Below are 17,733 nucleotides of genomic sequence, written 5' to 3' on the forward strand. Positions count from 1 at the left end.
GAGAATCAGATGAACAGCGAAAACGAAGCTGAGAGCACGGCCGTACGGATCGACGGCGAAGGCCTCGTCCTACGGATCGACGGGCGCAAGGGCCTGTCGGCCGAGTCCGTCGCCCTGGTGAGCGCGGTCTGTGACCGGGCCGAGGACCACGCCGGCCGCAGCCGCGTCATCGTCCACGTGTCCGGCATACCCGACGGGGTGCCCCCGGGCGACCTGACCGTGGCGCTGGTCAGCAAGTGGGAGCGGGCCCTGCGGCGCCTGGAGCGGCTGCCCGCACCCACCATCGCCGTCGCCGACGGCGACTGCGGGGGACTCGCCCTGGAGGCGCTGCTCGCCACCGACTACCGCATCGCGACCGAGACGGTGCGCCTGGTCGTACCCGTGGGCGACGGGGCCACCTGGCCGGGAATGGCGCTGTACCGGCTGGCCCAGCACGGCGTCGCCGCCGCCGCGATCCGCCGGGCGGTGCTCTTCGGCACCCCGGTCGACGCAGCCGATGCGCTCGCCCTCCACCTGGTCGACGAACTCGTGCAGGACCTGCCCGCCGCCCAGGCCACGGCGGGGGAGCGGGCCGGCGCCGTCACCGGCACCGAACTGGCCATCCGGCGTCAGCTGATGCTGGACGCCACGACCACCACCTTCGAGGAGGCGCTCGGAGTCCACCTCGCCGCTTGCGACCGCGCGCTGCGCCGGGCGGCCGTCGGAGCCGCTTCGTGACGGCCGCAGGCCCGCAGGACACCCTGCGGGCCGTGCGGGCCGACCTGGGCAGTGCCCGCACGGCGCTCACCGCGGCTGCCATGCACGCCGAAGAGGTGCTGGGACTTCTGCCCGCGCCGGAGCACCGTACCCAGGAACAACGGGCGACGGCCGCTGAGGCCACCGACTCCGTCAGGTCGCTGCGCGCCGTCTTCCTGGACACGCACGTCGACGCGGTCTACGACGAGCTCACCGAGGCACGTACCCGCCACCTGCGGGTGGCCGAGCTGGCCTCGGCGGCCGCGGAAGCGTTCCCCGGGCTGGTGCCCACCACCTCCCAGCTGGAGACGGAAGGGATCAGGGCGCAGGCCGGGAAGGAGGGGCACGAGATCGACCAGGGCATCTTCTTCGGGAAGGTACTGGGGTCGCCGCTGGCCGGCCCTCACCTGCTCGACGCGATGCTGCGTCCGACCCCGCGGGCCCTGGCGATCCTGCCGGAATTCACCCGCACGGGCCGGGCGGATCTGGGCTCCGTACGCATGGAGCGCACCGACGGCGTGGCGCGGCTGACCATGTGCCGAGACGACTGTCTCAATGCTGAGGACAACCAGCAGATCGAGGACATCGAAACCGCGGTGGACCTCGCCCTGCTCGATCCGGCCGTGGAGGTGGCCCTGCTGCGCGGCGGCGAGATGACCCATCCCCGCTACCACGGCAAGCGCGTCTTCAGTGCCGGCATCAACCTCAAGTCCCTGCACGGCGGCGGCATCTCGCTGGTCGACTTCCTGCTGCGGCGGGAACTCGGCTACATCCACAAGATCCTGCGGGGACTCGTGGTCGAGGACGGGGCCGCCTGGCGGCCACGGACCGTCGAGAAGCCCTGGGTCGCGGTGGTGGACACCTTCGCCATCGGCGGTGGTGCCCAGCTCCTTCTCGTCTTCGACCACGTGATCGCCGCCTCGGACGCCTTCTTCAGTCTTCCGGCCGCCAAGGAGGGCATCATCCCGGGCGCCGGCAACTTCAGGCTGAGCCGGGCGGCCGGTACCCGGCTGTCACGCCAGGTCATCCTGGAGGGGCGCCGGATCTGGGCGACCGAGCCGCAGGCCCGCCTGCTGGTAGACGAAGTACACGAAGCCGATGCGTTGGACGAGGCCGTCGAGCGGAGCGTCGAGCGCCTGCGTGGCCCGGCTGTGGTCGCCAACCGGCGGATGCTCCACCTCGCCGAGGAGTCCGCGTACGAATTCCGCCGCTACATGGCGGAGTTCGCGCTCCAGCAGGCGCTACGCCTGTACAGCTCCGATGTGATCCACAAGGTCGGCCGGTTCACCGCGGAGAAGGAGGCGCACAGGTGACGGTCCACGCGGACGAGCAGCGCGTGCTGTACCGGAAGAAGGACCACGTCGCCCACGTGACGCTCAACAGGCCCGAGGTGCTCAACGCGATGGACCTGCGGATGCACGAGGAACTCGCCGCGGTCTGGGACGATGTGGAGGCCGATGACAAGGTCCGGGTCGCGGTCCTGACCGGCGCGGGAGAACGCTCCTTCACCGTCGGGCAGGACCTCAAGGAGCGGGCCCGGCTCGATGAGCAGGGGGTGCCGCGGTCCACCTTCGGCAGCCGGGGCCGGCCCGGCTGGCCCCGGCTGACCGAGCGGTTCACCCTTTCCAAGCCCGTCATCGCCCGGGTCAACGGGTACGCCCTCGGCGGAGGCTTCGAACTCGCCCTCGCATGTGACCTCATCATCGCCTCCGACCAGGCCGTCTTCGCCCTGCCGGAGGCCCGGCTCGGCCTGGTCCCGGGCGCCGGCGGCGCCTTCCGGCTGGCCCGGCAGGTCCCGATGAAGGTGGCGCTCGGCCATCTGCTGACGGGCCGGCGGATGAGCGCGGCCGATGCACTGCGGTGGGGGATGGTCAACGAGGTCGTTCCGCACGACAGGCTCGACGCGTGCGTGGCCGAGTGGACCGAGGAGTTGCTGCGCAGCGCGCCGCTAGCGGTGCGGGCAATCAAGGAGGCAGTGATGCGCTCGGTCGACATGCCGCTTGAGGCGGCCTTCAGCACCCCGTTCGGCTGGGAGCAACGGCGCCGTGGCAGCGAGGACGCCATCGAGGGACCGCGGGCCTTCGCGCAGGGACGCGAGCCCGTGTGGAAGGGCCGCTGACCTGCGATCCCGTTCCGAAACGGATCCGCGGCGCCGCTCATCAGGAGCGGCGCCGCGGATCCTTTTCACATGTCTGTCAGTTCCTGCAGATCGTCTTCGCCAGGGAAGTGTCGCGGCCGGACCGAACGCCGGGAAGTCGACTGGAAGTCGGCCTCCCGGCGTTCGCGCGGGTGGTGACCCGCCCTGCTCAGCGCAGTTCCGTGACCAGTTCGGTTTCGTCTGCGGGGCGCTGGTCGGCGAACTGCGTATGGTAGAGGTCTGAGTACAGACCCCCCAGGGCCAGCAGTTCCTCGTGGGTCCCGCTCTCGCGGATCCGGCCGGCCTCCACCACCAGGATCTGATCGGCCTCGCGGATGGTGGACAGTCGGTGGGCGATCACCAGCGAGGTGCGCCCGGCCAGCGCGGACTTCAGGGCCTCTTGAATGGCCGCCTCGGACTCCGAGTCCAGGTGTGCGGTGGCCTCGTCGAGGACCACGACCGGTGGGGCCTTGAGCAGCAGCCGGGCCAGGGCGATCCGTTGCTTCTCACCGCCGGAGAGCCGGTAGCCGCGGTCGCCGACCACGGTGTCAAGACCGTCCGGAAGGCTGCTGATCGAGTCCCAGATCATCGCCGCCCGGCAGGCCTCGATCAGCTCCTGTTCGCTCGCCCCGGGACGCGCGTACTCCAGGTTCGCGCGGAGCGTGTCATGGAACAGGTGCGCGTCCTGGGTGACGACGCCGACGGTGTCGCGCAGCGACTGCAGGGTCACATCTCGCAGGTCGTGACCACCGATTCGTACGGTGCCCTCATTGGCGTCGTAGAGCCGGGGCACCAGCTGGGTGATGGTGGTCTTGCCGGCGCCGGACGGGCCGACCAGGGCGGTCAGCTTACCGGCCGGGGCGGTGAAGCTCAGAGCCTCCAGCGTCCACGTCTCGTCCGCGCGCTCGGGCAGCCGGTGCGCGATGCTCTCCAGCGAGGCGAGCGATACCTCGTCGGCCTTCGGATAGCGGAAGGAGACCCGCTCGAACTCGACGGCCGGTGCCTCGGCCCCGTCCCCCGCCGGGGGCAGCTCCAGGGCCCCGGGCCGCTCCTTGATGAGCGGCTCCAGGTCGAGCACCTCGAATACCCGGTCGAAGCTGACCAGCGCGGTCATCGCGTTCACCTGAAGTGTCGACAGCTGGTTGATCGGCCCGTAGAGCTGCATCAGCAGGGTGACCATGGCCACCAGGGTGCCGATCTGCAGGGTGCCGTCGATGGTCAGGCTGCCGCCGAGACCGTAGACGAGGGCGGTGGTGAGCGCGGTGAGCAAGGAGGTGATGAGGAAGAGGATCCGACTGTAGACGACCTGCATGACAACGACGTCGCGGACCCGGCCTGCCTTGCTCGCGAACAGGCTGGACTCGTGCGAGGCACGGCCGTAGAGCTTCACGAGCATCGCGCCCGAGACGTTGAACCGCTCGTTCATCATGGAGCTCATCTCGGCGTCCAGGTTCATCGTCTGCCGGGTGAGCCGCTGCAGACGGCCGGCGATCAGGCGCACTGGCAGCAGGAAGAGCGGAATCATCAGCAGCGCGCCGAGGGTCACCTGCCAGGAGAGGTAGAACATCGCAGCGAGAATCAGGATCAGCGTGAAGACGGTGGACACCGCTGTGGTGAGCAGGGTGGTCAGGGCTTGGCGGGCCCCCACCACGTCAGCGTTGAGCCTGCTGACCAGGGAACCCGTCTGAGCACGGGTGAAGAAGGCCAGCGGTTGGTTCTGTACGTGCGCGAACACCTTCGTGCGCAGGTCGAAGACCAAGCCCTCGCCGATCCGGCCGGAGCACCAGGCCTGGACGTAGAGGCCGCCCCCGTTGAGCACGGCTATCCCGGCCACGACCCCGCACAGGCCCACGACGACACCGGTGCGTCCGGGCATGATGCCGTCATCGATGATCAGCTTCAGGATCAGGGGACTGGCCGCCGTGGCCACCGCGTCGGCGATCGTGGTCAGCAGCAGCAGGGTCAGATGCCAGGGGTAGCGCAGGGCGTACGGCAGGATCCGCCGCACCGTACCCGGCTTGACCCGCTGGTTGGTGATCCCGTTGTTCTCCATCCGCAGCCTGGATGGCCTCAGCGGCGGGCCGCCTTTTGGCGCCATGGAAACCTGCCTCGCTCTCGTGGTGGTCCGTCAGTTCTTGTCGAGAAACTCGATGATCGCGGTGTTGACCGCGTCCGGACGCTCCAGGTTTCCGAGGTGGCCGCAGTGGGGGATTTCCACGAAATCGCAGTCCGGGATGGCATGGGCGACCTCGGCAACCAGGTGGGGCGGACAGATCAGGTCATCGGTGAAACCGATGGCGTGGCACGGCACCGTCATCCGGCCCAGCGCCTCGCGGCGGTCCCCGGTCCGGTCCACCCAGCTCTGCCCGTCCGCGTCCGCGCCGCCACCGGTCAGCTCGAAGATCTCCAGCCAGGTCGAAATGGCGCCATCGTCGTTCAGGGTCGCGGGCGACAGCATTTCGAGCACCTGGCGGATGGCCGCGTACTTGGCGGGCAGCACGACGCCACTGTCCCGAAGTGCCCGGTCCGCCGTCCACAACGCCCGTCGGGCCAGATCCGAGCGCGCCCGGGTGGCGATCAATACCGCAGACCGCACCAGGTGGGGCGCCTCAAGAGCCAGCTCCTGCGCAACCATGGCGCCCATGGAGGTCCCTACGACGTGACACGGGCCGATGCCCAGCACCTCGATCAGACCTCGGGTGTCCGCCACCATGTCATCGAGCGAGTACTTGCCGGGGGGCGCGTCCGAGGGCGCGATGCCCCGGTTGTCGAACACGATCGTCTCGTACCCGGCCTGATGGAGCGCGGGCGTCTGGTGCAGGGTCCAGACATGGCCCGCCGCGCCCGATCCCATGATGAGCAGTACCGGCTGGCCGCGGCCGGCGCGTTGGTAGGACAGCTGGATTCCGTTGGTCTTCACGAAGGGCATGGCGCACCCTCGCTGACGGTCGTCGTGGACAAGGGTGTCTCCCGATGCTGGAAGGAGGGGGGTGTTCCGGCCGAGATACGGCACTACCCGAGCCTCACCTTCGCACCGTCGCGGCACGCTGATCAAGGAGTCGGTGGCGCGCGGAACAGGCTGTCCAACTGACGCGTCGGCACAGTTGAACGCGGAGAAGCCAGCACTCCTGGCCGGTGGTTGACTTGTCCGCAGAGGCCTGGGCCATAGTGGGTCCGGTTGGGCCGAGCGGTCCACATCATGCCCCCGAGAAAGGACGACGTGGTGACGAATCCGTTCGACGACCCCGACGCCAACTACCTGGTCCTGGTCAACGACGAGGGCCAGCACTCCCTCTGGCCGGTCTTCGTCGACGTGCCCGAGGGCTGGCAGTCGGTGTTCGGCGAGGCCGCGCGCCAGGACTGCCTCGACTACATCGAGAAGTCGTGGACCGACATGCGCCCCAAGAGCCTGATAGCGGCGATGGAAAAGTAGGCGCTTCCGCAGCGCGCGCAGCCGACCGCCGCAAGGGCGTGTCGGCTGCGCGTGGTTTCGCCTTCAGACAGTGGAGTTGCCCACTCCCGCCGTCGGCGGGGACGCTTCGGCTGCGGTCCTCCGCGCACCTTGCGACCAGGCCGCAGGGTGGGCATCCTCGAGCCGAGCCGGGCCACCACGGAAATGCCACCACGTCACCGCACCGATCCGAGGCACATCAGGCGCATGGCCAGCGGTTGACCAGCCACGACACCACCTGACACGTGCTGCGCTCCTCGTTCATGAGTACACCTCAGGATGACAAAGAGGTACGCCCGGAGGCCATCCGATGTCACCCGTGGGCTGATGCGCCGCCGTAGTCATGGCCCCTAGGCTCGTGCGCGCATCAGTCTGCCGCGGGGCACCTTCGATCACCGCGGCCGTCATACCGGAGCAGCGCATTTTCGGAAGGTGGTCGATGGGTCACAGCTCGCCGCACCCGGGCAGGCAGAACCGTCCCGACGAAGACAACGGCCGACGGCCTGGCATTCGCCTCAGATCTGCGGCAGCCGCTCTGCGGTGGGCTTCCTGTCTGGGGGGGCTATGGGCGGTACAGGAGTTGGTCGGCTTGTCCGGACTGGTGGGTTCGGGTGACGTTTGTCTGGATGTCCGCGCCAAGCACGGTCGGTACACCCGGGCCCTGGCCGTGCTCGCAGGGCCGACCGGACAGGTCCACAGCATCGAGCGACGGCTCCGACCGATCGGCCGGCTGGCCCTTGGGACGATCTTGCTCGGTTGCGGCAACGTCACCCTGCACGCCATGGTTTCCGGAGACGGGCGGCAGCGGCCCGGCACCATCGACAACCTGTGCCGGCAGGTGGGGCTGACAAAGGTCAACTTCATAAAGCTCGGCTCGGAGGACCTCGAGGCCGCGCTCGTCGGGGCTTTCCATACCCTGCTGCGCGATCGCCCCTCGATCCTGCTGGAAATAGACGACGCTCATTTCGTGAGGTGTGACGCTGCCCGAGGCAGCCTGATCCGTAGCCTCACCGTCAGTCTTGGTTACAGCATGTACCGTTGGCAGAAGAACGGCTGGGAGCCTGTTACCCACGTGACCGAAGGCCCTCGATTCCATTTGTTCACCGCCAGGCCCTTGCCGCGGAGTTAAATCGGGACGCCGCCCTGAGAGCGAACGTAGAGACGCCCGGAGTTTTGACGGCCGGCTGGCGACCCTGCATGTGCGCGGCACCGGCACTATGGCGCGAACCTGCCGAGTTGAGCCGGACCTGCGCGTACGTGAGGAACCGCCCACCCGACTGAGTTGGCGGAAGGTTCAAACGGCGTAGCGCAGCAGTTGAACACGGGCGGCAGTGGCGATGGTCTGTGTCTGCGGGGCGTCACCCCTCAAGATCGACTCGATTTCGGCCAGACTTGAACGCGTCGCTCGACAGCTCCTGCTCCAACAGCCAGTATGAGACGTGCTGTTGCAGGTGTGACGCTCGGGGTTGGAGGTCGTGCGGGGTCAATGAGAGAGGGGGGCCTTTGGCATGCCCTCTATCGGCCTGGCCGCACACATCGGTCGACTTCGTATGATCATATCAACCCGCGAGTCCTTTTGATCTTATGATTCTCGGGAAATATAGATTCTTACATCCAACGGGGGATGAGTTTGAATCGTCAAGATGTCAGTCCACTTGGTTTGGTGCGGGATGGGCATGCTGTTAACCCAGTCGGAGTAACTGCACCCAGCGAACCTTCCGTCCGGGAAGTCGTGGCGTTCCCGATAGCATCGCTGCTCCCGGGCGAATCGCCGCGTTCCGAAGGGCAGGATGCGGATCACGTCGCGCGGTTGGTGGAATTTGAGGGGTTACTTCCCCCCATTCTGGTCGATCGGCGCACACTTCAGGTAATTGACGGAATGCACCGTCTGGTGGCCGCCTTCCTCAAGGGTCACGAAACGATTAATGTCGAGTTTTTCGACGGGACTGCCGAAGAAGCCTTCCTTCGGGCTGTAGAAGCAAATGTGACACATGGTCTGCCGCTTTCGCGATCGGACCGGGTGGCTGCGGCCGGGCGGATCATCGCGTCACATTCGCAGATGTCGGACCGGGCGATCGCGAGGGCCTCGGGGCTGGGTGCCCGGGCGGTTGCGGCGATCCGTCGGCGTTCGGGCGACGGCACACCGGAGCTGAACGCCAGGGTCGGGCTGGACGGGAAAGTCAGACCGCTGAACAGTGTCGAGGGGCGCAGGAGAGCCGCGGAGCTCATCGCTGAGAACCCTGACGCTTCGTTGCGCGAGATCGCACGGTTGGCCGGCATCTCCCCGGCCACCGTGAGTGACGTCCGAAAGCGGCTCCAGGTCGGCGAACTGCCTGTGCCCGAGAAGCCCGGCGACGTGTCCACCGGAGATCAGGACAGCTGCGCCGTGGTGCCGGTGCAGCGCCGCGCTGCACCGGCATCCCGGCTGCCCGCGACGGATCCCGGCTCCCTGGTCGACCGGTTGCTGCTGGATCCATCCCTTCGCTACAAGGAGGAAGGGCGGCAGTTGCTGAGGCTGCTACAGCGGAATGCGATCGGGGATGAGGGGTGGGCCAAGCTGGCCGATGTGGTGCCTTCCCACTGCGGCGATCTGGTCGTCGCTCTAGCGCGCCAGTATGCAGAGACCTGGCTCGGCTTCGCCCGAGAACTGGACGAGCGTGCCCGTGCCATAAGCCAGGGCGCAGCAAGCGGATAGTTTCGAGCGAAGGGGCTGTCGGCAGCCCCCTCGATGCCGACTCGCTCACGACGTGCCCGAGGTCCCCGCGCCGGCGGGCGGGGCCGGACCCTCGCATTCGTCTTCCGCCAGATGTGGCGGAGCGGTTCGCGGCCGGTAAATCGAGGTGGGGTCCTGCGGTAAGTTCGATGCCTGTGGGCGGTGTCCTTCGGCGCCAGCGTCCCGCACGATCTCGTGCGGCCTTCGCCACCGCCCTCAGCTCGACCGCACCGGTCCTCGGCAGGTACGGCCCGAGGCCACCCAGGAGCGGCTCCTGCGCAGGCACGGAACGCTCGTGCGCCAACGCGCTGCTGCCCTCGACCGCGACGGTCGGGGACAGCAGCATCTCCAGGCCGGTCAGCCGACTTTTTCCGCCTTGGCGAGAGCCTTCTCAAGGTGACGGTCGACGGGGGCCGGGGAGCCCGAGACGAGCAGCAGCAGACTGCCGTCGCGGACCGCGGTCTGCTTCACCAGGTGCTTCGCCCGCCAGCGGAGAACGTCAGTAGTTGACTCCACTGCTCGTCCCCGAGCTGACAGGTGGGACAGCCGGTCACGGCGTCGAAGATCCGGCCGATGCCGTCGGACGGCGTGTTCGCGCTGTCGCTGTACAGCTCGTCGGAGACCTCCGAGTTGTTGCTGCCGGCGTAGGTGAAGGTGGCCTTCGCCTCGGGCCCGGCCCGGCGCTCCGGTTGTACCAGGCGGTGTCGAGGCGCATCTCCTGCTGCTGGGTGACCGGTCCGGCAGCGCAGCCGGATCTGGTCGTGGGTGGGGAGGACGAGCCAAGTCCCGGGACGCGCGGCAGTCGGCGCAGACGGCCATCTCACTGCCCGGGGGGACCTGGCCCTGCAGCCGCGTCGACAGCTCGGAGAATCGACGCTGCGCCTCGCCGGGCTCCGCCGCTCGGCGGCGCATCCGGTGCGACACCGTGACGTCCCCTTACCTCGTCCTGCACGCCGGAAGACGTTCCCTCGCTGCCCCCGCACCGAGTACCGCCCGTTCGGCTCCTAGCTAGTGGCTGCCGAGGGTCGTTGCGTAGGCTGACGTCGTCGTCGCGGCGGGGGAGTGGGTAAGGCTCCTCAACCCCTCCGAAGTTAGCTGACGGTGAGTCGGAAAAGTCAGCAATTGGTCAGCATCAGTCCTGAAAAACATGGGGAAAGCCGACCGAACATGCGACTCGTTGTAAGGTAGGGAAACTGCCCTTGACCTGCAAAAACGCAGGCAGGGAGCCTAGATCCAGGGGTACCTCGATGATGCGTACAATGTTCAAGTCCAAGATCCACCGGGCCACCGTCACACAGGCCGATCTGCACTACGTCGGGTCCGTGACCATCGACGCCGATCTTCTCGACGCGGCGGATCTGCTGCCCGGGGAGCTGGTGCACATCGTCGACATCGACAACGGCGCCCGGCTGGAGACGTACGTCATCGAGGGCGAGCGCGGTTCCGGGGTGATCGGGATCAACGGGGCCGCCGCCCATCTGGTGCACCCCGGTGACCTGGTCATCCTGATCAGCTACGGGCAGTTCGAGGACGCCGAGGCGCGGACGTTCGTCCCGCGGGTGGTGCACGTCGACGCGGACAACCGGATCGTCAAACTCGGCGCGGACCCCTCCGCCCCGGTCCCGGGAACGGACCAGCGGCGCAGCCCGCACGCGGTCGCGATCTGACCCCGCGGCGGCGGCCCGAGGGCCGCGCGTGGACCGTGATGACGACAGATGACCCCGAAGAGCAAGTGAGGACGGCCCGCATGGCGATCGAGATCAAGGACGACCGGGCGGCCGGGCGGCTGCGGGCCTTCGAGGGGGCGGAGCGGGTCGGTGTGATCGCCTACTTCGTGCTCGCGTCCGGGCCGGGTGCGGGCGCCCTCGTCGCCGTGCACACCGTGGTCGAGCCGGGCCACGAGGGCCGGGGGATCGCGGGGGACCTCGTCCGCGCCTTCTACGGCATGGCGGCCGCCGAGGGGGTCGCCGTGGTGCCGTTCTGCCCGTACGCGGCGAAGTGGGCCGCGCGTCACCCCGATGAGGCGCCCCAGCCGGCGGCGGAGGTCGTGGCGGCGGCGGAGCGGCAACTGGACGCCGACTCCGCCCCGTGAGCGGCGGCCGTGCTCCCGGCGGGCTGACCCTGCTGCACACCTCCCCGGTGCACGTCCCCGTCTTCGACGCGCTGCGCGACCGGCACCACCCCGGGACCGTACTGCGGCACCTGGTCGAGCCCGCCCTGCTGGACCGCGCCCGCGCGGCCGGTCCGGCGGCGGTGGCCGACGAGGTCCGCTCCCTGCTCGCCGCGGCGGGGGGCGGGGACGGGCCGGTGCTGTGCACCTGCTCGACGATCGGCGCGGTCGCGGAGGGCCTCGGTCCCGCCCTGGGCCGCCCGGTGCTGCGGGTCGACCGGCCGATGGCCGCGGCCGCCGTCCGTACGGGCCCCCGCGTCGCGGTCCTCGCCACCGTGGAGAGCACGCTCGCCCCGACGCTGGCCCTGCTCCGGGAGGAGGCCGCCGCCCTGGACCGGGAGCGCCCCGGGAGCGCGGCGGCCCTGTCCCCGCGGCCGCGGGTGGTGCCGGGCGCGTGGGAGCGGTTCGAGGCGGGCGACGCCGAGGGCTGCCTGGCCCTGGTGGCCGCGGCGGCGGACGCGGTGACCGGCGCGGACGTGATCGTACTGGCCCAGGTGTCGATGGCGGGGGCGGTGGACCGCGTCACGACGCAGGTACCGCTGCTGACCAGTCCCTCGGCCGGGCTCGCGGCGGCGGTCGGCGCGCTCCGGCGGGCGTAGCGTCCCGGATCGCGGGAAGGTGGGGCTTATGGTGCGATACGCAGAGAACCAGCCCCCCGGACCGGTGCCGGAGCCCGACCCCGCGCCCGTGCCCGAGCCGGACCCCGTGCCGGACGCGCCCTCCGGGGTGGAGCCCGTACCGGAGCCCGGAGTACCGGATCCGGGCGTACCGGATCCGTTCCCCAGCCCCTGGCCGGACCCCGGCCGGCCCGACCCCGGCACGCCCCGACCGCAGCCGGTTCCCCCGCCCGCGCCGCCCGTGCCCGGCCCCGTCCCGGAACCGGACCCGATCCCGCCGCCGCCGGGGCCCGCACCCCTCCCGCAGCCCGGCCCCCTCAGCTGAGCGAAGCCGCAGGCGAAGGACGACCACGCGAGGAGCCGGGCCCGGCCACTGCCCCTCAGTCGGTCCGGACCTCGGAGCGGTCACCGCTCCAGAGGGTGTGGAACGAGCCCCCCGGTCGGTGCGCCGGTAGGTGTGCGCCCCGAAGTAGTCCCGCCGGCCCTGGGTCAGCGCCGCCGGGAGCCGGTCCGCGCGCAGCGCGTCGTAGTACGCCAGCGAGGCCGCGAAGGCCGGGACCTGAACGCCCTGGCGGACGGCGGTGGCCAGGACGCCGCGCCAGTCGTCCTGCGCCGCACCGATCTCCTCGGCGAACCGCTCGTCGGCCGGCAGGCTCGGCAGGTCCGGCCGGGCGTCGTACGCGGCCCGGATCCGGTCCAGGAACGCGGCCCGGATGATGCAGCCGCCGCGCCACAGCGAAGCCACCGCGCCGGGGCCCACGGCCCAGCCGTACTCCGCGCTGCCGGCCTGGATCTGGTGGAAGCCCTGGGTGTACGAGACGATCTTGGACGCGTACAGCGCCTGCGCCACCTGGGCGGCGAAGGCGTCGGCCTCCGCTTGCGGCAGCGGCGACGCCGAGGGCCCGCCCAGCGTCCGGGAGGCGGCGCGCAGTTCCGCGTGGCCGGAGACGGCGCGCGCGAAGACGGCCTCGGCGATCCCGGACACGGGAACCCCCAGGTCCAGGGCGATCTGCACGGTCCAGCGGCCGGTGCCCTTCTGCTCGGCCGCGTCGGCCACCACGTCGACGAACGGGCGACCGGTCGCCGCGTCCGTGTGCGCCAGCACCTCCGCCGTGATCTCGATCAGGTAGGAGTCCAGCCGCCCGCGGTTCCGCGCGCGGAAGGTCTCGGCGATCCGGGCGGGCGCGTACCCCGCGACCTCGCGGAGCAGGTGGTAGGCCTCCGCGATCAGCTGCATGGCGGCGTACTCGATGCCGTTGTGCACCATCTTCACGAAGTGGCCGGCGCCGTCCGGGCCCACGTGCGAGGTGCACGGCGTGCCGTCGGCGGCCTTGGCGGAGATCTTCTCCAGCATCGGGCCGAGCGACGCCCACGACTCGGGCGATCCTGCGGGCATGATGCTGGGGCCGAGCAGCGCCCCCTCCTCGCCGCCGGGGATGCCGACGCCCACGAAGTGGATGCCCCGCTCGTGCAGCTCGCGTTCGCGGCGCCGGGTGTCCTCGAAGTGCGCGTTCCCGCCGTCGATGATCACGTCGCCCCCTTCGAGCAGCGGGGCGAACTCGCGGATCACGGCGCCGGTGGGTTCGCCGGCCTTCACCATGATGACGAGGCGCCGGGGGCGTTCGAGCGCGTCGACGAACTCCTTCGCCGACTCGGCGGCGATGAAGGCGACGCTGCCCCGGGCGGCCCGCCGATGGATCAAGCCCACGCCCGGAGCGCTCAACACCCCTTGCCGTGCGCCGTGTTGCGCCACTTGTCAGGGCCTCGTCGCGACGTTAGGTTGTGCGGTTCCTGATGTCTGCAAGGGGGCTCCCATGGGCGTACGGGGCCGGCACCGCCGGTACCAGCCAAGCACCATCAACCGGGCTTCGCTGGTGGTGACCGCGGGCGGCGCCGGAATCGCGCTGCCCTTCATCGGCGCCGGGGCCGCCCACGCCGCCACCGTCGACACGTGGAACAAGGTCGCGGCCTGCGAGTCGACGAACAACTGGCACATCAACACCGGCAACGGCTACTACGGCGGGCTCCAGTTCAGCCAGAGCACCTGGCGCGCCTTCGGCGGCACGGCCTACGCCGCCCGCGCCGACCTGGCGACCAGGGACCAGCAGATCGCGGTCGCCGAGAAGGTGCTGGGCTCGCAGGGGCCGCAGGCCTGGCCGGTCTGCTCCAAGGAGGCGGGGCTCAGCCGGGGCGGCGTGAAACCCGCCGTGGCTCCGAAGGCGCGGACCGCCGCACCGGAAGCGGTGAAGCCGCAGCAGGCCGTCAAGCCGCAGCCGCAGCCCCAGCCCCAGCAGGTCCGGTCCGCCGCGCCCACCCCGACGGGTACGACCGTCCTGCCCAATCCGTACGTCGTCGCCCCGGGCGACTCGCTCTCGGAGATCGCGCGGGGCCAGCACGTCGAAGGCGGCTGGCAGGCGCTCTACGAGACCAACCGGGCCACCGTCGGCGCCGACCCGGATCTGATCTTCCCGGGCCAGCGGCTCACCCTGCGCGTCACGGCCGCGCCGGTCACCCCGAGGCCGCCGGTCACCCCGAAGCCGCCGGTCACGCCGCCGCCCAGGGACACCCCGGCGCCCGCGCCCACGCCGACACCCAAGCCGACGCCCTCGCCCGACAAGCCGCCGCGCACCGCGGACCCCGTCAAGCCCGTCGAACCGGCGGCGGCCAAGCCCGCCCCCGCCCGGGGCGGCTTCAGCGCGCCCGTCGACGCGGCCATGGGCACCGCGTACCGCGTGGCCGGTTCCTCATGGTCCAGCGGCTACCACACGGGCGTCGACTTCCCGGTGGCGACCGGGACCTCCGTCAAGGCCGTCGCTCCCGGCGAGGTCGTGTCGGCGGGCTGGGCCGGCGCCTACGGCTACCAGGTCGTGATCCGGCACACCGACGGCCGGTACTCGCAGTACGCGCACCTGTCGGCCCTCGGCGTCAAAGCCGGTCAGCAGGTGAGCGGGGGAACGCGGATCGGCCGTTCCGGCTCGACCGGCAACACCACCGGACCGCACCTGCACTTCGAGATCCGGACGGGGCCCGGGTACGGCACCGACATCGATCCCCTCAAGTACCTCCGCGGCCACGGAGTCGGCATCTGAGGGAGCCGCGGCCGGGGCGGCTGACACCCGGGTGTGCGGCGGTACGGCCGTGAGCAGGATCAGGCCGGCCGCCGCGACCGCGGCGCTCACCAGCGCGCCCAGCGTGCCGAGCGCGCCGTAGCGGAAGCCCTCGCCGAAGAGCGAGATGCCGACGCTCGCCGCGACGACCGGATTGACCACGGTCACCGTGGCCAGCGGCGCGGTCAGCCCGGCGCCCCGGTAGGCCGCCTGGGACAGCACCAGCCCGGCCGCCGCGAGCGCGGCGATCGAGGCCAGCTGCGGAGCCTGGCCGAAGACGGCGCCCCGCTCGAAACCTTCCGCCACGGACTTCGTGAACACCGAGCCCATCCCGAAGGCGCTGCCGGCGGCCGTCGCCAGCAGCACGCTGCGCAGCACCGCACGCCGGACCCGCCGGGCGGCGAGGAACAGGACCGCCGAGAGCCCGGCCGTCACGGCGAGCAGCAGGGTGCGCTCACCGCCCGACAGGGTCTCCTCGGCGCGCGCGTCGCCCCCCGTGAGGGCCAGCAGGCCGGCCAGACCCACCGTGGCCAGCACCGCTCCGCGCCAGGCGGCCGTGCCCGCCCGGCGGCCGATGAGGACGGCGGCCATCGGCAGGGCGAAGACGATCGTGAGCGCGCCGAGCGGCTGGACCAGGCTGAGCGGGCCGTAGGCGAGGGCCACCACGTGCAGCAGTGCGCCGAGTCCGTTGAGCGCCACGGCCAGCCACCAGCCGCCCCGGGCCAGCGGCGCGTACGGCCGCCCGGGGCTGCTTTCCGCCACTCGCTCCTGCACGATCGCGCCACCCGCGTAGGCGAGCGCGGAGATCAGGCAGAGGAGGACTGACAGGGCTAGGGCACTCATGTGGGCCACAATGCCCGGTCCGGCTCGAGTATTCCTCGTCCCACAGGTGGTGATCGCCTGTACTCCTTGAGTAGTACACGTCGAGCGAAGATGTAGCCCGGGGGTTGCTCCGGGCCCCTTCGCCACCCCGCAGAACGGCGCCTGCAACAGGTCCCCCGCGTACATAACGTGATGATCCGGCCGCTGCCCGTGAGGCGGCCGCGAGCGGGTTTGGTTCCGGGCGCGTCGGATCCGTACAGTTCTTCTTTTGGGGAGTTCGCGACACGCGGACGCGGACGAGTTGATCGAGGAACGGCAACGGCCATGACGGTGACCGAAGACATCCAGACGTACGGCCCGGGCATCGACCCCGAGCGCCTGGCCGTCTGCCTGGCCGTGCTCGACGAGCTGGACAAGCTCGACGTCGACCACCCCGACGCCGTCACCGTACGCCGCGCGACCGCCGGCATCTACCGCACGGTCAAGCAGCGCCGCCGCCAGGACCGCCGCGCCGCCAAGACCGCCAACGACAAGGCCGTCACCGAGGCGACCGCGACCGGCTCCGCCGACCGCATCGACGACGAGACCCAGGGCAACGCCCTGAGCACCGCCACCAAGGGCCCGGTCGCCGGCATACTCCAGCGCCCGCGCTCCTGCTACGTCTGCAAGACGCGCTACGTCGAGGTCGACGCCTTCTACCACCAGCTCTGCCAGGACTGCGCCGCCTTCAACCGGGCGCGCCGCGATGCCCGGACCGACCTCACCGGCCGCCGCGCCCTGCTCACCGGCGGCCGCGCCAAGATCGGTATGTACATCGCGCTGCGGCTGCTGCGCGACGGCGCCCACACCACCATCACGACCCGCTTCCCGAACGACGCGGTCCGCCGGTTCAAGGCGATGCCGGACAGCCACGAGTGGCTGCACCGCCTGAAGATCGTCGGCATCGACCTGCGCGACCCCGCGCAGGTCGTCGCGTTGGCCGACTCGGTCGCCGCCGAGGGCCCGCTCGACATCCTGATCAACAACGCGGCCCAGACCGTACGCCGCTCCCCGGGCGCGTACAGCGAACTGGTCGCCGCGGAGAACGCCCCGCTGCCCGCTGGCGAACTGCCCGCCTCCGAGGTCATCGGCACCTTCGGCAGCGGCACCGTCGACCGGGTCGCGGCGCTGCCCACCGGCAAGGGCGAGAAGCTCAGCGCCCAGGACGTCACCGAGCTGGCCCTGGTCTCCGGTTCGGCGTCCCTGGAGCGGATCGCCGCCGGTACCGCCATCGACGCGGGCGGCCTGGTTCCGGACCTGCACCACACCAACAGCTGGATCCAGACGGTGTCCGAGGTCGACCCGATCGAGCTGCTCGAAGTCCAGCTGTGCAACTCCACCGCGCCGTTCATCCTGATCAGCAAGCTCCGCCCGGCGATGGCCGCGGCCGCCGCCGAGCGCCGCTACGTCGTCAACGTCTCCGCGATGGAAGGCGTCTTCGGCCGCGGCTACAAGGGCGCCGGACACCCGCACACCAACATGGCGAAGGCCGCGCTGAACATGCTGACGCGCACCAGCGCCCAGGAGATGTTCCAGACGGACCAGATCCTCATGACCGCCGTCGACACCGGCTGGATCACCGACGAGCGCCCGCACCCGGACAAGGTCCGGCTCGCGGAGGAGGGCTTCCACGCCCCGCTCGACCTGGTCGACGGCGCGGCCCGGGTCTACGACCCGATCGTCCGCGGCGAGGCCGGCGAGGACCTGTTCGGCGTATTCCTCAAGGACTACGCGCCCGGCAACTGGTAATCCCCGTCCCTCCCGCTCCCGCCGCGCGGCGGACGGCCATGCGCCCCGGTCCCCTCCCCAGGGGGCCGGGGCGCACTCGTGCGGTCCTCCACCAGCTCTGGACACACTGGGTTGCGCGGCCGGTAACGCCGGGAGAAAACAAGGGGTACACAGCGGATTTTACCTTTCCATCGAGCGGGGCCCCGCTCATATG

Annotated in this window: 13 protein-coding genes and 3 pseudogenes; 11 read left to right on the plus strand and 5 right to left on the minus strand. The window is 70.6% G+C overall.

What is annotated here, in order from left to right; genetic code table 11:
* Positions 1–9: 9 nt before the first annotated feature.
* From dpgB to dpgD, 3 genes are all read left to right on the plus strand, one after another.
* Positions 10–717, plus strand: a complete 708-nt coding sequence (dpgB, locus tag AC0693_RS09475) for an enoyl-CoA-hydratase DpgB (protein ID WP_478801385.1) — start codon at positions 10–12, stop codon at positions 715–717.
* A gap of 80 nt (positions 718–797) precedes the next feature.
* Positions 798–2,048, plus strand: a complete 1,251-nt coding sequence (gene dpgC / locus AC0693_RS09480; protein ID WP_478801846.1) for a (3,5-dihydroxyphenyl)acetyl-CoA 1,2-dioxygenase DpgC — start codon at positions 798–800, stop codon at positions 2,046–2,048.
* Complete coding sequence (gene dpgD, locus AC0693_RS09485; RefSeq protein ID WP_478801386.1) at positions 2,045–2,854, plus strand: enoyl-CoA-hydratase DpgD; 810 nt, start codon at positions 2,045–2,047, stop codon at positions 2,852–2,854. The genes dpgC and dpgD overlap by 4 nt, the downstream gene beginning before the upstream one ends.
* A gap of 187 nt (positions 2,855–3,041) precedes the next feature.
* Here the strand turns inward: dpgD and AC0693_RS09490 are convergent, their stop codons facing one another.
* Both AC0693_RS09490 and AC0693_RS09495 read right to left on the minus strand, forming a co-directional pair.
* A complete protein-coding gene (locus AC0693_RS09490) occupies positions 3,042–4,925 on the minus strand; it encodes an ABC transporter ATP-binding protein (RefSeq protein WP_478801387.1) in 1,884 nt (627 codons plus the stop codon).
* 75 nt (positions 4,926–5,000) lie between these two features.
* On the minus strand, positions 5,001–5,801 hold the full coding sequence (locus tag AC0693_RS09495; RefSeq protein ID WP_478801388.1) for an alpha/beta fold hydrolase: 801 nt from the start codon (positions 5,799–5,801) through the stop codon (positions 5,001–5,003).
* A 294-nt stretch (positions 5,802–6,095) separates the two neighbouring features.
* Here AC0693_RS09495 and AC0693_RS09500 point away from each other — a divergent pair, with 294 nt between their 5' ends.
* The 3 genes from AC0693_RS09500 to AC0693_RS09510 all read left to right on the plus strand — a co-directional run bounded on the left by AC0693_RS09500 (position 6,096) and on the right by AC0693_RS09510 (position 9,018).
* On the plus strand, positions 6,096–6,305 hold the full coding sequence (locus AC0693_RS09500) for an MbtH family protein (RefSeq protein WP_351049409.1): 210 nt from the start codon (positions 6,096–6,098) through the stop codon (positions 6,303–6,305).
* Between the two features lie 607 nt (positions 6,306–6,912).
* Complete coding sequence (locus AC0693_RS09505) at positions 6,913–7,452, plus strand: class I SAM-dependent methyltransferase (RefSeq protein WP_478801389.1); 540 nt, start codon at positions 6,913–6,915, stop codon at positions 7,450–7,452.
* Positions 7,453–8,055: 603 nt separating this feature from the next.
* Positions 8,056–9,018 (plus strand): winged helix-turn-helix transcriptional regulator, encoded by a 963-nt coding sequence (locus AC0693_RS09510; RefSeq protein WP_356415484.1) that lies wholly within the window; start codon positions 8,056–8,058, stop codon positions 9,016–9,018.
* Between the two features lie 375 nt (positions 9,019–9,393).
* Here the strand turns inward: AC0693_RS09510 and AC0693_RS09515 are convergent.
* Positions 9,394–9,704: pseudogene (locus AC0693_RS09515) on the minus strand (hypothetical protein); the annotation flags it as partial.
* Between the two features lie 579 nt (positions 9,705–10,283).
* Here AC0693_RS09515 and panD point away from each other — a divergent pair.
* From panD to AC0693_RS09530, 3 genes are all read left to right on the plus strand, one after another.
* The gene (gene panD / locus AC0693_RS09520) at positions 10,284–10,703 is read left to right on the plus strand and encodes an aspartate 1-decarboxylase (RefSeq protein ID WP_478801390.1); all 420 of its coding nucleotides are present in this window, start codon (positions 10,284–10,286) and stop codon (positions 10,701–10,703) included.
* An 80-nt stretch (positions 10,704–10,783) separates the two neighbouring features.
* Positions 10,784–11,128: a GNAT family N-acetyltransferase gene (locus AC0693_RS09525; protein WP_478801391.1), complete on the plus strand. Its 345-nt coding sequence runs from the start codon at positions 10,784–10,786 to the stop codon at positions 11,126–11,128.
* Positions 11,125–11,805, plus strand: a complete 681-nt coding sequence (locus tag AC0693_RS09530) for an arylsulfatase (RefSeq protein ID WP_469315612.1) — start codon at positions 11,125–11,127, stop codon at positions 11,803–11,805. Before AC0693_RS09525 ends, AC0693_RS09530 begins: the two co-directional genes overlap by 4 nt.
* Before the next feature lie 398 nt (positions 11,806–12,203).
* On the opposite strand, the pseudogene gndA reads toward AC0693_RS09530, so the two are convergent.
* Positions 12,204–13,549, minus strand: a pseudogene (gene gndA / locus AC0693_RS09535) (NADP-dependent phosphogluconate dehydrogenase).
* Positions 13,550–13,637: 88 nt separating this feature from the next.
* Here gndA and AC0693_RS09540 point away from each other — a divergent pair.
* Positions 13,638–14,912 carry a transglycosylase family protein gene (locus AC0693_RS09540; protein ID WP_478801392.1) on the plus strand — a complete coding sequence of 425 codons (1,275 nt, stop codon included), beginning with the start codon at positions 13,638–13,640 and terminating at the stop codon, positions 14,910–14,912.
* Between the two features lie 81 nt (positions 14,913–14,993).
* On the opposite strand, the pseudogene AC0693_RS09545 reads toward AC0693_RS09540, so the two are convergent.
* Positions 14,994–15,938: pseudogene (locus AC0693_RS09545) on the minus strand (DMT family transporter); the annotation flags it as partial.
* A gap of 138 nt (positions 15,939–16,076) precedes the next feature.
* Between AC0693_RS09545 and AC0693_RS09550 the strand changes: the two are divergent.
* The gene (locus tag AC0693_RS09550) at positions 16,077–17,540 is read left to right on the plus strand and encodes an SDR family NAD(P)-dependent oxidoreductase (RefSeq protein WP_469315614.1); all 1,464 of its coding nucleotides are present in this window, start codon (positions 16,077–16,079) and stop codon (positions 17,538–17,540) included.
* The last annotated feature ends 193 nt before the right edge of the window (positions 17,541–17,733 follow it).

The organism is Streptomyces sp. NPDC043876 (assembly GCF_056435825.1).

What these genes read in the sequence shown, in the direction of transcription:
- dpgB (WP_478801385.1), top strand. Translation starts at nt 10, where the DNA reads ATGAACAGCGAAAACGAAGCTGAGAGCACGGCCGTACGGATCGACGGC.
- dpgC (WP_478801846.1), top strand. Translation starts at nt 798, where the DNA reads ATGCACGCCGAAGAGGTGCTGGGACTTCTGCCCGCGCCGGAGCACCGT.
- AC0693_RS09490 (WP_478801387.1), bottom strand. Translation starts at nt 4,925, where the DNA reads ATGGAGAACAACGGGATCACCAACCAGCGGGTCAAGCCGGGTACGGTG.
- AC0693_RS09495 (WP_478801388.1), bottom strand. Translation starts at nt 5,801, where the DNA reads ATGCCCTTCGTGAAGACCAACGGAATCCAGCTGTCCTACCAACGCGCC.
- panD (WP_478801390.1), top strand. Translation starts at nt 10,284, where the DNA reads ATGATGCGTACAATGTTCAAGTCCAAGATCCACCGGGCCACCGTCACA.
- AC0693_RS09525 (WP_478801391.1), top strand. Translation starts at nt 10,784, where the DNA reads ATGGCGATCGAGATCAAGGACGACCGGGCGGCCGGGCGGCTGCGGGCC.
- AC0693_RS09540 (WP_478801392.1), top strand. Translation starts at nt 13,638, where the DNA reads ATGGGCGTACGGGGCCGGCACCGCCGGTACCAGCCAAGCACCATCAAC.
- AC0693_RS09550 (WP_469315614.1), top strand. Translation starts at nt 16,077, where the DNA reads ATGACGGTGACCGAAGACATCCAGACGTACGGCCCGGGCATCGACCCC.